Raw genomic sequence first — 13,216 nt, forward strand, 5'->3', positions numbered from 1 at the left:
ATGGCCGGGATCAGTTCATCAGGGCCGATCGCCGGAGCATTGCGCTGGTTCGCGCTGCTCCTGCTCTGCGCCGCCTATATCCAGGGACCGGTGACCAAGATCCTCGATTTTCAGGGTGCGCTCGCCGAAATGACCCATTTCGGCCTGACGCCGGCGCCGCTCTTCGCGGTCGGCGTGATCGTCTTCGAGCTCGGCGCGACCGCGATGATCCTCTCCGGCCGCTGGCGCTGGCTCGCCGCGCTGGCGCTCGCCGGCTTCACCTTGGTCGCGACCTTCATCGCCATCCGCTTCTGGGAGATGCCCGTCGGACAGGCGCGGATGATGGCGATGAACGGCTTCTTCGAGCATCTCGGCCTGATCGGCGGCTTCATCCTGGTCGCGCTCGACGATCTTGCCCGGACGAAGGAGACCGAACGATGAGCGAGGCTGCGTCGCACCCGCCCGCTTCGAGCTTCGCGCCGCTGCGCCAGAAGGTCTTCGCCGTGCTCTGGGCGGCGACGATCATCGGCAATATCGGCTCGTTCATGCGCGACGTCGCCAGCGCCTGGCTGGTGACCGACCTCTCCGGCGCGCCGGCCGCGGTGGCGCTGGTCCAGGCGGCGGCGACGCTGCCGATCTTCCTGCTGGCGATCCCTGCAGGCGTGCTCTCCGACATCCTCGACCGCCGCAAATTCCTGATCGCGATCCAGGTCCTGCTCGGCTGCGTCAGCCTCTCGCTGATGGCACTGGCGAGCACTGGCCAGCTCAGCGTGCCGGCGTTGGTTGGCCTGACTTTCCTCGGCGGTGTCGGCGCGGCGCTGATGGCGCCGACCTGGCAGGCGATCGTGCCCGAGCTGGTCGGCAAGGCGGATCTGAAGAGTGCCGTGGCGCTCAACTCGCTCGGCATCAACATCTCGCGCGCCATCGGCCCGGCATTGGGCGGGCTGATCCTCGCCGCCCTCGGCGCCGGCTTCACCTATGGCGCCGACGTGCTGAGCTACGTTATCGTCATCGGCGCGCTGATCTGGTGGCGGCGCCCGCAGGGCGCGGACGATGCGCTGAGCGAGCGCTTCGCCGGCGCCTTCCGGGCCGGCTTGCGCTACGCCAAGGCGAGCCGCGAATTGCATGTCGTTCTGCTGCGCGCCGCGATCTTCTTCGCCTGTGCCAGTGCCGTCTGGGCGCTGCTGCCGCTGGTCGCGCGCAACCTGCTCGGCGGCGGCGCCGGCTTCTACGGCATCCTGCTCGGGGCGGTCGGTGCGGGCGCGATCGGCGGTGCCGTGCTGCTGCCGCGCCTGCGCGCCCGTCTCGACGCCGACGGGCTCCTGCTGCTCTCGGCGATCGTCACCGCCGCGGTGATGGCGGCGCTGACGCTCGGCCCGCCGCAAGGACTGGCGCTGCTCATCCTGCTGCTGCTCGGCGCGGCCTGGATCGTGGCGCTGACCACCCTCAACGGCGTCGCCCAGGCGATCCTGCCGAACTGGGTGCGCGGGCGGGCGCTTGCCGTCTACCTCACCGTGTTCAACGGCGCGATGACCGCCGGCAGCCTCGGCTGGGGCGCGGTGGCTGAGGCCGCCGGTATCCGCGGCACCTTGCTGATCGGCGCCGGCGCATTGCTGGTAGCCGGCCTGGTCATGCACCGGATCAAGCTGCCGGCGGGCGAGGCGGACCTCGCTCCGTCCAATCATTGGCCGGAGCCGCTGGCCTCCCCGGCCGTGCACAATGATCGCGGGCCCGTCCTGATCCTGATCGAGTACAGCGTGCCGGAGGCCGATCGCGAGGCCTTCCTGCGCGCGATCAACATGCTCTCGGTCGAGCGTCGCCGCGACGGCGCCTATGGCTGGGGCGTCACTGAGGACACTGCCGATCCCGGCAAGCTGGTCGAGTGGTTCATGGTCTCGTCCTGGGCCGAGCACCTGCGCCAGCATCGCCGCGTCTCCAAGGCCGATGCCGACCTGCAGAGCGAGGTCAGGCGCTTCCATGTCGGGGAGGTCGGGCCTGTGGTACGCCACTTCCTCCATGTCGATCCGCTGCATCCTCATCCGGTTCCCTCTGGCCGGGAGACGGAATCGTGATGCGGCGCCGTTCGATCGCACTGGCCGGTGCGTGCTGGCTGGCGCTGGCGGGCGTCGCCGCGGCGCAGGTCGACAAGCCTGGCGGCGCGCCGGAGAAGGACCCGTTCGACCGCTTCAAGGACATCCTTCTGACGACGGATGGCGCGGTCACGCTCAGCCTCGGCGGGCAGGTCCGCATCCGCCCGGAGTTCTCGCGCCATCCCGTCTTCGGGCTGGCGGCGCCGGATCACAATAACGGCCTGCTGATCCGTTCCTTCCTGACCGCCGACCTCAGGCTCGGCCCTTATCTGCGCGCCTTTGTCGAGGTCGTCAGCGGACAGGCGCCGATCTGGGCCGGCACGCCGCCGGGAACGCAGCTCGACCGGCTCGACCTGCGCCAGGGCTATGGCGAATTGAACCTGCCGGTCGCGGCCGGCAGCCTGATGGTCCGCGGCGGGCGGCAGGAGATGAGCTTCGGTTCCTCGCGCCTGATATCGGTGCGCGACAGCCCGAACATCAGGCGCGCCTTCGACGGCGTCCGCGCCGCCTGGATCGCCGTGCCCGACACCCGCATCGACGCCTTCCTGGTGCGGCCTGTCGTGCCGCTGGCGGGGCTGTTCGACGACAAATCGGACCCCGCCCAGGTTTTCTGGGGCGTGTACGGGACGAGCCCGGTTCCCGGCATTCCCGGCCTCAAGGCCGATCTCTACTATCTCGGCCTGAACCGCGAGAACGCCCGCTTCGCGCAGGGGACGGCCGACGAGCATCGCCACACTGTCGGCGCAAGGCTGTTCGGCAAGGCCGGCGGCTTCGACTGGAACCTGGAAGGCGCCTGGCAGTTCGGCAATTTCGGACGCGCCGACATCCAGGCCTGGATGGCCTCGGCCGTGATCGGCTACAGCTTCGCGGACCTGCCCTTCGCGCCGCGCCTCGGCCTCAACGCCGATGCCTTCAGCGGTGACCGCAATCTCGGCGACGGCAAGCTCGGCACCTTCAACCCGCTCTTCCCGCGGCTGCCCTACTTCTCCGAGGCCAATCTCGTCGGCCCGGCCAACCTGATGAACATCCAGCCCAACATCACGCTGACCGTGCTGCCCAAGGTCAAGCTGACGGTCGGCTGGAACCCGCTCTGGAAGCAGGAAAAGGCCGATGCCTATTACGGCCCTGCGATCACGCCGGTCGCGCGCACGACCGGCGGGGCCGGCCGCTATCTCGGCCATCAGATCTCGACCACGCTGGAATGGAGCCCGACCGAGCATCTGACGCTGGGCGGAACCTATGTCGCCTATGAGCCTGGCGAGCGCGTCAGCAGGGCCGGCGGCGTTTCCGGCTCCTTCGCCGCCGGCTGGGCGACGCTCGCATTCTGAGGGCCGGGGATGACCGCAAAAATCGTCAACCCGCGCCGTAGAACGACAATCTCGAGATCATCCTGCCAGCGATAATGCTGCTCGATGCCTGGCGCCGGCCCGGCGCTAACGACCAACGGATCGCGATCCGGAGACCATCATGTCCAACTACCAGCAAGTCCTGACGCCCAAGAACTGCCAGATGATTTTCATCGACCAGCAGCCGCAGATGGCCTTCGGCGTGCAGTCGATCGATCGCCAGGTTCTGAAGAACAACGTCGTCGGCTTGGCCAAGGCCGCCAAGGTCTTCAACGTCCCGACCACGATCACTACGGTCGAGACCACGAGCTTCTCCGGCCACACCTATCCCGAGTTGCTGGCGGTGTTTCCTGAGAACAAGATCCTCGAGCGCACCTCGATGAACTCCTGGGACGACCAGAACGTCCGCGACGCGCTCGCCGCCAACGGCCGCAAGAAGGTCGTCGTCGCCGGCCTCTGGACCGAGGTCTGCAACACCACCTTCGCGCTCTGCGCCATGCTGGAGGGCGACTACGAGATCTACATGGTCGCGGATGCCTCCGGCGGCACCTCCAGCGACGCGCACAAATATGCCATGGACCGCATGGTCCAGGCGGGCGTCGTGCCGGTGACCTGGCAGCAGGTCCTGCTCGAATGGCAGCGTGACTGGGCCCATCGCGAGACCTACGACGCCGTCATGGCGATCGTGAAGGAGCATTCCGGCGCCTACGGCATGGGTGTCGACTACGCCTACACCATGGTCCACGGCGCGGCCGAGCGCGTCACCCATGGCGAGCGCATCGGGCCGAACCCCGCCAAGGTCGTCAACTGAGCCGGTCCGCCGCCGGTCGCGCCGAGGCCGCCTGTCGAGACGCGCTGTGGCCCGGTTGCTTTCGGCGACCGGGCGTCTGCCGCTCAGGATGCTGAAGCCAGGCCGCGCCGCGAGCCGAGCTCGGAAGGCGTCTTATACAGCGGCGAACCGGCCGCAACGGCGGCGGGTTGCAACGATGTGTCGTCGCAATAGCGCTGCCAGGACACGTTCAGATGGTGCGCGACGGCGGCCGCGGCCGCGTCCTCGTCGCCCCGGACGATCGCGTCCAGGATGGCGCTGTGCTCGTCGAGCACGGGCTCGATGCCGTGGGGGCGGCTGTTGAAGAGGCGTGCATGGTGCAGATGGGGATGCAGGTTTCGGATGGCTTGCGCCAGGATCTCGTTGCCGCAGGCCGACAGCATCGCCCCGTGGAAGGCCTCGTCCAGCCGGCTGGCACCGACATAGTCGCAGTCGCTTCCCGCGCTGCGCGACAATTCCTGCTCCATCGCCGTGACACTGGCGCGCATGGCCGCGATCGGCTCGGCCTGGCGGGTGCGTGCGAGCTGCCTGGCGGCCCAGCCCTCGTTGAGGATGCGGAAATCGCGGAGCTGCTCGAACCAGGCCCGCGGCGGTTCGGGCGCCACGGAGAAGCCTGAGAACGAGGTCGAGGCGACCAATCCGAGGGCGGAGAGCCGCGTCAGCGCCTCGCGGATCGGCGAGGAGCTGACCTCGAACTCGCGCGACAGCGCGTCGATATTGAGCCTTTCGCCGGACGCATAGGCGCGGTCGAGGATGCGCTGGGTCAGCAGTGCGGTGACCTGATCGACGAGCGCTACGCGGGCAAGAAGCGGCTTGGCAACCATGCGTCTCCTTATCGGGCCTGGCATTATCGACGATCGTCGCCTACCTATCATCGGCCGTGCACGATTATCATGTGCCGATGATCGCGGCGCAACCATTCGGTCGCCGTGTCGAAAGCGGATCGGAGTTCGAGACCCATTGCTGTGAGGTTCGCCGAGGCATCGGCGGGCGCATCGATCGTCGGGGGCGCCATGGAGAGGTCAACGCCGCGCAGTTCGAACGGCTTCTACGGCCAGCGCATCGCCGATCATTTCGGCATGGAAGGGCAGCTCGTTTCCGAATTCCGTCTCGACGGGCAACTCGGCCTGGCCGCGACGCGATTGTCCTGCGGGCGCCGCTTCAGGGAGCGCACCGGGCGCACCCATGACGAGGGCGCCTTCTCGATCCTCTATCAGATCGACGATCTCGAATGCCATGCCTGCTGGCGCGGCGGAGAGAGGCAGCGCTTCGGCGCCTTCCTCGCCAAGTCCGTCAACGTCGTCGACCTGCGCGACGACCCGCAATGGCAGTTCAAGGGCCGCTTCGACGCGCTGCAGTTCTACGTTCCGTCGAACGCCGTGGCGATGATCGCCGCGCAGCATGGCGGCCGGGTCGCGTCGAGCCTGCGCTGGGAGGGGGACGCCCGCGACGAGATCCTCTGGGGGCTCTCGCAGGCCCTGCTTCACGCTTCGGAGGCGGCAGGCTCGAACCAGCTGCTGATCGACCAGCTCGCGCTCAGCCTGCTGACCCATTTCGCGCAGGCCTATGGCGGGCTTGAAACCGACAATTCGACGAAGCTCGGACGGCTCGCCGCCTGGCAGCTGCGCCGTGTCAGGGAGATCATGACCGCGCGCCTGGCGTCCAATCTGACGATCGCGCAGGTGGCGAGCGAGTGCCGGCTGACGCCGAGCCATTTTGCCCGGGCCTTTCGCCAGAGCACCGGGGTCGCTCCGCAACGCTATCTGATGCAGCTACGGATAACCGAGGCCAAGAAGCATCTCTCCCAGCAGCATCTGCCTTTGTCCGATATCGCCCTGATGTGCGGTTTCGGCGACCAGAGCCATTTCACGCGGGTCTTCCGGCAGCTCACCGGGACGAGCCCCGGCGCCTGGCGCCGCAATCAAAGGGATCTGCGGATCAGCGAGGGCGGGTATCCGCCGTCCTGAATCGCGTCCGTTCGGACGCGGTAGCGATGATCTATGCGGACAGGAAACGCGCCGCGGCGACGATCTCGGCCTCGCGCATCTCATGGCCGCCCGGGTGCCAGACTGTCTTGACCCCGGCGCCTTGGCCGGTGAGCCAGCGTTCGAGCTGCTCGGTGAGCGCAGCCGGCGAGATCGGATCGCGCTGCCCCGCCGTGATCAACACCTCGACCGTCGACAGGCCCGGCTGCGGCGCCGGTTCGAACGGGATCAGCGGGTGCATCAGCACCACCCGGTCGAATAGCTCCGGAGCGGCGAAGATCACGGAGGCGAGGATGTTCGCCCCGTTGGAATAGCCGATCCCGTAGACCTTGGCGCCCGGATTGGCGGCGCGATGGGCGCGGACGAAGCCGATCATCTTGCGGGTGCGCTCGGCAAGGTCCGCCATGTCATAGACGCCTTCGCCGGTCCGGCGGAAGAAGCGGGCGGCGCCATGCTCGGAGACGTCACCGCGCGGGGCGACGATCCCGGCCTGCGGAGCGATCTGCGAGACGAGGCCGGAGAGCTGGCGCTCGTCGCCGCCGGTGCCGTGGAAGGCGAAGACCAGCGGCGCGCCGGGCGCAACCGGCTTGGCGAAGTAGTGATAGGCGTTGGCGTCGAGCTTGAGGTCGAGCTGGGCGGTCATCGGTCGGCGTCCTCGTTGGGCGATAGGGTGGCCCCGCCGCCGTGACGGCGGGGCGTTCGGTTCAGTCCTGGATCGGCGGCAGGATGCGCTCCAGCTGGGCGCGCAGATGGGCGTGCTGGTGCGGCAGCTTCAGCGCCTCGCCGAGATGGGCGGTGTCCTCGTCCCGGGAGAAGCCGGGCTCGTTGGTGGCGATCTCGAAGAGCACGCCGCCGGGCGCCCGGAAATAGATCGCCCAGAAATAGTCGCGATCGATCTGCGGGGTGACCTGGTAGCCGGTGTCCATCAGGGCCTTGCGGACCTCGGCCTGCGCGGCCTTGTCGTCGACGGCGAAGGCGACATGGTGCACCGAGCCGGCGCCCTGCCGGGCGTTGTCGCCGCCGGGCAGCGTCTCGACGTCGACGATGTCGGCTCCGTTGCCGCCGGGCACGGCATAGCGCGTCACCGCGTCCTGCCTGTCGACCACCTCGTAGTTCATGAACTTCAGCAATTCGCCGGTCGCGCCCTCGTCGCGCAGGCGCAGGGTCACGCCGCGGAAGCCGTGGACGCCCTCGGCGGAGGGAACCGGCCCGCCGGCGAAGGGCGCGCGCTTGTCGCCGGCGATGCCGACCAGCGAGAAGCTGTCGCCGTCCGGCCCCTGGAAGCGCAGATGCTTCTCGCCGAACAATTCGGCTTCGCCGAGCCCGGCGACACCGGCCTTGTCGAGTCGCTCCTTCCAGTAGGCGAGCGCCTCGGGGGCAACGGCGAACTGGGTCTCGCCGACCTCGCCGATACCGGACCGCCGCCTGGCGATGTGCGGGAAGGGGAAATAGGTCATCACCGTGCCGGGCGTGCCGATCTCGTCACCGTAATAGAGGTGATAGACGTCCGGCGCGTCGAAATTGACCGTCTTCTTGACGCGGCGCAAGCCGAGCGTGTGCGTGAAGAAGCTGTTGTTGACCTGGGCGTTCGCGGCCATCGAGGTGACGTGGTGAAGACCCTTGATCTGCTTGAGCATGGCTTTGCCTCCGAATGTCGTCGCCGGGGTTTCTGCCCGGCGTGCTCAGGAAGATGGGTCAATCCAGTCATTGCTTGAATAGCCGTATTTCTCAGCTTATTATTGCGATAATCGCGATAATGGAGCGAGCCTGTGATCGGCGAATTGGAAGCGGTCCGGGTCTTCCTGGCGGTGGCGGACAAGCGCGGCTTCGCCGCTGCCGCGGTCGCACTGGGCATGACGCCGAGCGCCGCCACGCGCGCCGTCGCGGCGCTGGAGGCGCGGCTCGGCGTGCAGCTCTTCATCAGGACGACCCGCACGGTGGCGCTGACGGCTGCCGGGGCGCTCTATGCCGAGCGCGTGCGCCCGCTCACCGCCGGGCTGGCGCGGGCGATACAGGAGACCCGGGAAACCCATGGGCTGGTCGCGGGCACCCTGCGCGTCGCCGCGCCGCTTTCGCTCGGGCTCAAGGTGCTGCCCTCGGTGCTGACCCAGTTCGGGCTGGCCCATCCCTCGGTCCGGGTGGCGCTGAGCCTGACCGACGCCTTCGTCGACATCCTCGACGGCAGCGCCGATCTCGCCATCCGCGTCTCGGGCATGCCGACCGACAAGTCGACGATCTGGCGCAAGCTGTGCCCGGCGCCGCGGCTGCTGGTCGCTGCGCCGTCCTATCTGCTGGGGCGCGGCACGCCGCAAAGCCCCGACGAACTCTCCGAGCACGAGCTGCTTGCCTATGGTGCAGAGCCCGCCGGCGAGAGCTGGGAGCTGCGGCACGAGGCGGAGCGCAGCCTGGTACGGGCGGCCGGCCGTTTCCGGGCCGATAGCGGCGACCTGCTGGCCGAGCTCGCCGTCAATGGCGAGGGCATCGCGCTGCTGCCGCGCTTCATCGTCGCCGACGCGCTGGCCGCGGGACGTCTCGTGCCGGTGCTGGAGGCCTGGCGGCCGGAGGAGCTCTGGCTGACGCTCTACTATCCGCCTTATGAGCGCCTACCGCTGCGGGTCGCGACCTTTTCCGATTTCTTCGAGATCCATGTGACGCAGACGCATCCGCTCTAACGCGCCTGCGACCAGGTGGGGTTTGTTACCACCCGATTTTCGAACAACCCCCTGGCGAAGCCCGCAGTATCCACATCCGATTGAGTGGTTCTCGTGTTTCGGAATACAGTGCGGGAACGAACGGAGCTTCGTGACGCTCCGGTGCAAACGATCGTGCCTTTGTCCAAGACGCTCCCCAGCAAATGCCCTGGAATCGCCCTTCGGGCGAGGGGCAGATCAAACTGCAACCGCGCCTGCGCGTTTGATCCGCGACACCGTCGAGGCGGAGGATCGCAGGGATGACCGGGCGTGGACTGCATCATGTCACCGCAATCGCCACCAATGCGTCGTGCAATCTCGACTTCTATACGGGCGTGCTCGGCCTGCGCCTGGTGAAGCGGACCGTGACCCATGAGGATCCCGGCGCCTACCACTTGATCTATGGCGACGAGGAGGGCTCGCCCGGCAGCCGCTTGTCGTTCTTCTCCTGGGTGAGCGCGGTCGCGAGCGGGCGTCCGAGCAGCTCCGAATACGTTTCCTTCGCGGTGGCGCCGGAGGCGATCGGCTGGTGGGAGGCGCGGCTCGCCGCCTGCAAGGTGCCCACTCGGCACACGCGCACGTCGGATGGGCGCCCCAAGCTGATGCTGGAGGATCCCGACCGGATGCCGCTGGCCCTCATCGGCTCGGACCTCGCTCCCGCGACGATCTGGTCGCCGCCGGATATCCCCGAGGCCTTCGCTATCCGCGCGCTCCACGGCGTGACGCTGAGCCTGCGCGGGACGGAGCTCATGGCGCGGATTCTCACGGAGGTGCTGGGCTTTGCCGAAGTCGCGAATGCTGGCGAGCAGCTGATCTTCTCGGCGCATGGCGGCCCGGGCGGGCGGCTGTGCCTGCACCGGCGGCGCGAACGCTCGCGTCCCAGGCTAGGGGCCGGGGTAATCCATCACGTCGCGTTCCGCGCCAGGGACGAGGCCGATCTCGTCGCGATGGCGGGCAAGCTGCAGGAGACCTTCGGCATCGCCGCGAGCCCGGTCAAGGACCGCCATTATTTCCGGTCGATCTATTTCCGTGGCCCGGACGGCATCCTGATCGAGATCTCGACCGACGGCCCGGGGTTCCTGATCGACGAGACTCGCGAGAATCTGGGGACGCGCCTGATTTTCCCGCCGAGCCTGCAGGACCGGCAGGACGAGCTGCTACGCATCCTGCCGCCGCTCGACCGGGTCTTGGCGAGCTGAGCTGCCCGGCGCCGAGGGCCGGATCACGGTCTCGGCCGGCCTCGGGAGCGGTCGACGTCCCAGTTCTGAAAGTGCGAATGGCGCCCGGGAGGGGCGCCATAGATCTGGAGCAGTTCCGGCAAAAGTGCGAAGCGCTTTTGCATCCGGAATTGCGAAGAACAAAGTGGTAGAGCTTTGGAGGCGAGCCTGTGTTTGCCGGAAATGCTCTGGGCGTGGCTTTCAGGCTTATTTCACGAAAGCGTCGAGCTTGCCGTAATGCTCGGCCAGCAGATAATAGAAGGTCAGGCGCGACTTGGTCTTGTCGGCCTTCATATGGTCGCAGGTCGCCTTGATGGAGGCGTCGAGGTCGGCGCTCTTCAGGCCGAGTTTCTTCTTCAGGAAGTTCTCGCGGACGCGCTCGAGTTCGGCGGGGTCGGAGCAGGCGACATAGCGCGTATCGGGCTTGCCCATCACCAGCGCATAGGCCTTGCTCATGCCGGCGAAGGCGGCCTCGTTGACCGGCTTCTTGGCGAACTTCTTGACGTCGGCGAGATGATCCATCGGGTACCCCTCTGAAGACATATCGGTTCGTAGGCGTGCTGGACTCAGCGTTACGCCTTCGGAAACGATATCCGGCTTTTTTGCCGCAGGCGAGAGGCGCAGCCGCGAAAACTCCCGCGATTCCTCGGCGTTTCCGGGTTGCATCCGCGATATGGCAGACCGGCGCCCAGGGTTGTTGAAGCCAGCGCAGGCAAGTGCTGCGATGCAGCATTCCCTCGGAGGTCTTTCAGCCATGAAGCCGACGATCCTGATGGCGCCACGCATGCCGGCGCGCCTGCTCGCGCGCCTGGAGGAGCGGTACGAGGTGCTCGGACCGATGTCTCATTCCGCACCGGATGCGCTGCCGGCGGGAGCGGCCGCGGCGCGGGTGCTCCTGACGATAGGCAGCTGGAAAACGGATGCCGCCCTGATCGAGGCCTTGCCCAATCTCGGTCTCATCGCCTGCTACGGCACGGGCAATGAAGGGATCGAGAGGCCGGCCGCCAAGGCGCGTGGCATCCTGATCAGCAATGCCGCCGACGCCAATGCGACGAGCGTCGCCGAATTCGCTGTGGGATTGATGCTGGCGAGCGCCCGACAGATCGGTGCCGCCGAACGCTTCTTGCGAGCCGGCCGCTGGCAAGGCAATGCGATCGAGCGCATGGCGCATGTGCCGGGCTTGGCAGGGCGCAAGCTTGGAATTTTCGGGCTGGGCGCTATCGGCCAGCGCATTGCGACGCGTGCCGCGGCCTTCGACATGACGATCGGCTATCACAACCGCTCGCCACGGCCGGAGTTGCCCTATCAGTATCACGACAGCCTGCTCGGCCTCGCCAACTGGGCGGACATCCTGATGGTCTCGGTCCGCGCGAGCAGCGAGACGCGGCATGCGATCGATGCCGGGGTCCTGCGCGCTCTTGGCCCACAGGGCCATCTTGTCAACATATCGCGCGGGATTGCCGTCGATGAGGCAGCCCTGATCGAGGCCCTGGAGAACGGCACGATCGCGGGCGCGGCGCTCGATGTCTACGAGCACGAGCCTCTTGTCCCGGATCGGCTCAAGGCGCTGGAGAACGCGGTGCTGACGCCCCATATCGCGGCGAACGCCGAATCGGCGCAGATCGCGCAGCAGGAGTTGCTGCTTGCCAATCTGGAGGCATTTTTTGCTGGCCGGCCGCTGCTGTCGCCGGCTGCGATCTAGTTCAGCAGCGAAGGAGGTCGCGCCCCGCTTCAGCCGTCAGGGCATCACGACCACCGGCGTGCCCATGCGGACGCGGGCGTAGAGATCGATCACGTCGCTGTTGTGCATGCGGAAGCAGCCATAGGAGGCGGCGGTGCCGACCGAGCGCGGATTGTTGGTGCCGTGGATGGCGTATTGCCCGCCGGGGCCAAGGCCGATGACGCGCGCGCCCATCGGGTTGTTGGAGGCGCCGCCGGGGATCACGTCGGGCAGGCGCGGATTGTCGCGCTTGACTTCGGCCGGCGGGCTCCAGGCCGGGTCGACCTGGAGTTCCTCGACATATTTGACGCCGCGCCACTGCTTGCCGGCCTTGCCGACGGCGATGGTGTAGCGCAGCGCCTGGCCGGGGGCGGCGATGTAGTAGAGCTTGCGCTCGGCGGTCCGGATCAGGATCGTGCCGGGCTGGTAGCGATAATCGGGGAAGTCGACGACCTCGCGCGCCTGGGCGGGACGCACCATGAGCAGCATCAGCAGCGAGAGCGCAGCCGCGAGGATGAAATCGATCGGTCCGTGCCGGCCCGCCATGGCCTTCTCCCTGAGAAACGGAATGTTTCGGGAGCGGATTTGGGCTGATCGCCGGTGAATCGAGGGTTCAGCAGCATGGTGAACCCTGGATTCAGCATGAATCCGGGCTTAACCCGCGTCAGGCGATGGCGCTGCTCAGCGCAATCGCCGCCAGCAGCAGCGACAGCAAGGCGGCGAGGGCGAGGTCGATCGGACCGTGCGCGATGCTCATGACGGGATCCTCCGCGCGGCCTGCGATCCGATATCCGGCGGCGCTGCGCCCGTCATGACGGAACCGGCGGGTACGGTCCACGAACGACGATGGCCGGCGTGAACGGCCCGTTAAGCCCTTCTGCGGGGTTTGCGAAAAATACGCGGGAGGCGAAAATCAGGCCTTCTCGACCACCAGCGTCGCGCCATCGACCCGCACGACGCGGATCTCGGTGCCGGCGAGCAGTTCCGGGCCGGTGACGCGCCAGGAGGAATCGCCGACACGAATGCGGCCTTCCCCGCCGGTCATCGTCGCCTCCAGCCGGAAGACCTTGCCGATCAGCTGGCGGCCACGATCGTTCAGGCCCATCGCGATGTCCGGCTCCTCGCTGCGGTGGCGCGAGACCGCGCGGCCGATGAGGACGCAGGCAACGGCGAGCCCCGCGAAGACCAGCCAGGCGCCTTGCCAGGCGAGGCCGGTCAGCCCGACGACGGCGCCGGTCAGCAGTGCGGCAAGCCCGAGCCAGAGCAGGAAGACTCCCGGCGCCAGCATCTCGCCGCCGACCAGGACGAGCCCGATCACGATCCAGCCCCAGCCGCCGAAGGAGGCGAACCAGTCGAGCAT

14 protein-coding genes are annotated in these 13,216 nt (G+C 67.7%); 8 read left to right on the forward strand and 6 right to left on the reverse strand.

The window, feature by feature from the left end; all coding sequences use genetic code 11:
* From AC3WLC_RS08025 to AC3WLC_RS08040, 4 genes are all read left to right on the forward strand, one after another.
* On the forward strand, positions 1-420 hold the full coding sequence (locus AC3WLC_RS08025) for a DoxX family protein (RefSeq protein ID WP_493683408.1): 420 nt from the start codon (positions 1-3) through the stop codon (positions 418-420).
* On the forward strand, positions 417-2,051 hold the full coding sequence (locus AC3WLC_RS08030; RefSeq protein ID WP_493683409.1) for an MFS transporter: 1,635 nt from the start codon (positions 417-419) through the stop codon (positions 2,049-2,051). Before AC3WLC_RS08025 ends, AC3WLC_RS08030 begins: the two co-directional genes overlap by 4 nt.
* Positions 2,051-3,397 (forward strand): alginate export family protein, encoded by a 1,347-nt coding sequence (locus tag AC3WLC_RS08035; protein WP_493683410.1) that lies wholly within the window; start codon positions 2,051-2,053, stop codon positions 3,395-3,397. Before AC3WLC_RS08030 ends, AC3WLC_RS08035 begins: the two co-directional genes overlap by 1 nt.
* Positions 3,398-3,536: 139 nt before the next feature.
* Complete coding sequence (locus tag AC3WLC_RS08040; RefSeq protein WP_493683411.1) at positions 3,537-4,226, forward strand: hydrolase; 690 nt, start codon at positions 3,537-3,539, stop codon at positions 4,224-4,226.
* 83 nt (positions 4,227-4,309) lie between these two features.
* Here the strand turns inward: AC3WLC_RS08040 and AC3WLC_RS08045 are convergent, their stop codons facing one another.
* Positions 4,310-5,068 carry a GntR family transcriptional regulator gene (locus AC3WLC_RS08045; protein ID WP_493683412.1) on the reverse strand — a complete coding sequence of 253 codons (759 nt, stop codon included), beginning with the start codon at positions 5,066-5,068 and terminating at the stop codon, positions 4,310-4,312.
* Positions 5,069-5,257: 189 nt separating this feature from the next.
* Between AC3WLC_RS08045 and AC3WLC_RS08050 the strand changes: the two genes are divergently transcribed.
* Entirely contained in the window at positions 5,258-6,211 is a 954-nt protein-coding gene (locus tag AC3WLC_RS08050; RefSeq protein WP_493683413.1) for a helix-turn-helix domain-containing protein, read from the forward strand.
* Positions 6,212-6,242: 31 nt separating this feature from the next.
* Here the strand turns inward: AC3WLC_RS08050 and AC3WLC_RS08055 are convergent, their stop codons facing one another.
* Together AC3WLC_RS08055 and AC3WLC_RS08060 are read right to left on the reverse strand one after the other, a co-directional pair.
* Positions 6,243-6,872: an alpha/beta hydrolase gene (locus tag AC3WLC_RS08055; RefSeq protein ID WP_493683414.1), complete on the reverse strand. Its 630-nt coding sequence runs from the start codon at positions 6,870-6,872 to the stop codon at positions 6,243-6,245.
* Between the two features lie 61 nt (positions 6,873-6,933).
* Entirely contained in the window at positions 6,934-7,866 is a 933-nt protein-coding gene (locus tag AC3WLC_RS08060) for a ring-cleaving dioxygenase (protein WP_493683415.1), read from the reverse strand.
* 135 nt (positions 7,867-8,001) lie between these two features.
* On the opposite strand from AC3WLC_RS08060, the gene AC3WLC_RS08065 reads away from it, so the two are divergent.
* Both AC3WLC_RS08065 and AC3WLC_RS08070 read left to right on the forward strand, forming a co-directional pair.
* On the forward strand, positions 8,002-8,901 hold the full coding sequence (locus AC3WLC_RS08065; RefSeq protein WP_493684514.1) for a LysR family transcriptional regulator: 900 nt from the start codon (positions 8,002-8,004) through the stop codon (positions 8,899-8,901).
* 278 nt (positions 8,902-9,179) lie between these two features.
* The gene (locus AC3WLC_RS08070; protein WP_493683416.1) at positions 9,180-10,118 is read left to right on the forward strand and encodes a VOC family protein; all 939 of its coding nucleotides are present in this window, start codon (positions 9,180-9,182) and stop codon (positions 10,116-10,118) included.
* Between the two features lie 225 nt (positions 10,119-10,343).
* On the opposite strand, the gene AC3WLC_RS08075 is transcribed toward AC3WLC_RS08070, so the two are convergent.
* The gene (locus tag AC3WLC_RS08075) at positions 10,344-10,658 is read right to left on the reverse strand and encodes a DUF2853 family protein (protein ID WP_493683417.1); all 315 of its coding nucleotides are present in this window, start codon (positions 10,656-10,658) and stop codon (positions 10,344-10,346) included.
* Positions 10,659-10,890: 232 nt separating this feature from the next.
* On the opposite strand from AC3WLC_RS08075, the gene AC3WLC_RS08080 reads away from it, so the two are divergent.
* On the forward strand, positions 10,891-11,838 hold the full coding sequence (locus tag AC3WLC_RS08080; RefSeq protein WP_493683418.1) for a 2-hydroxyacid dehydrogenase: 948 nt from the start codon (positions 10,891-10,893) through the stop codon (positions 11,836-11,838).
* A gap of 36 nt (positions 11,839-11,874) precedes the next feature.
* Here AC3WLC_RS08080 and AC3WLC_RS08085 read toward each other — a convergent pair whose 3' ends face one another.
* A complete protein-coding gene (locus tag AC3WLC_RS08085; RefSeq protein ID WP_377006630.1) occupies positions 11,875-12,402 on the reverse strand; it encodes a L,D-transpeptidase in 528 nt (175 codons plus the stop codon).
* A 367-nt stretch (positions 12,403-12,769) separates the two neighbouring features.
* On the reverse strand, positions 12,770-13,216 hold the full coding sequence (locus AC3WLC_RS08090; protein WP_493683419.1) for an NfeD family protein: 447 nt from the start codon (positions 13,214-13,216) through the stop codon (positions 12,770-12,772).

It is taken from the genome of Allobosea sp. GW821-FHT03A12, from assembly GCF_058986765.1.

What these genes read in the sequence shown, in the direction of transcription:
- AC3WLC_RS08080 (WP_493683418.1), top strand. Translation starts at nt 10,891, where the DNA reads ATGAAGCCGACGATCCTGATGGCGCCACGCATGCCGGCGCGCCTGCTC.
- AC3WLC_RS08055 (WP_493683414.1), bottom strand. Translation starts at nt 6,872, where the DNA reads ATGACCGCCCAGCTCGACCTCAAGCTCGACGCCAACGCCTATCACTAC.
- AC3WLC_RS08090 (WP_493683419.1), bottom strand. Translation starts at nt 13,216, where the DNA reads ATGCTCGACTGGTTCGCCTCCTTCGGCGGCTGGGGCTGGATCGTGATC.
- AC3WLC_RS08050 (WP_493683413.1), top strand. Translation starts at nt 5,258, where the DNA reads ATGGAGAGGTCAACGCCGCGCAGTTCGAACGGCTTCTACGGCCAGCGC.
- AC3WLC_RS08085 (WP_377006630.1), bottom strand. Translation starts at nt 12,402, where the DNA reads ATGGCGGGCCGGCACGGACCGATCGATTTCATCCTCGCGGCTGCGCTC.
- AC3WLC_RS08045 (WP_493683412.1), bottom strand. Translation starts at nt 5,068, where the DNA reads ATGGTTGCCAAGCCGCTTCTTGCCCGCGTAGCGCTCGTCGATCAGGTC.
- AC3WLC_RS08035 (WP_493683410.1), top strand. Translation starts at nt 2,051, where the DNA reads ATGCGGCGCCGTTCGATCGCACTGGCCGGTGCGTGCTGGCTGGCGCTG.
- AC3WLC_RS08075 (WP_493683417.1), bottom strand. Translation starts at nt 10,658, where the DNA reads ATGGATCATCTCGCCGACGTCAAGAAGTTCGCCAAGAAGCCGGTCAAC.
- AC3WLC_RS08040 (WP_493683411.1), top strand. Translation starts at nt 3,537, where the DNA reads ATGTCCAACTACCAGCAAGTCCTGACGCCCAAGAACTGCCAGATGATT.
- AC3WLC_RS08030 (WP_493683409.1), top strand. Translation starts at nt 417, where the DNA reads ATGAGCGAGGCTGCGTCGCACCCGCCCGCTTCGAGCTTCGCGCCGCTG.
- AC3WLC_RS08060 (WP_493683415.1), bottom strand. Translation starts at nt 7,866, where the DNA reads ATGCTCAAGCAGATCAAGGGTCTTCACCACGTCACCTCGATGGCCGCG.
- AC3WLC_RS08025 (WP_493683408.1), top strand. Translation starts at nt 1, where the DNA reads ATGGCCGGGATCAGTTCATCAGGGCCGATCGCCGGAGCATTGCGCTGG.
- AC3WLC_RS08070 (WP_493683416.1), top strand. Translation starts at nt 9,180, where the DNA reads ATGACCGGGCGTGGACTGCATCATGTCACCGCAATCGCCACCAATGCG.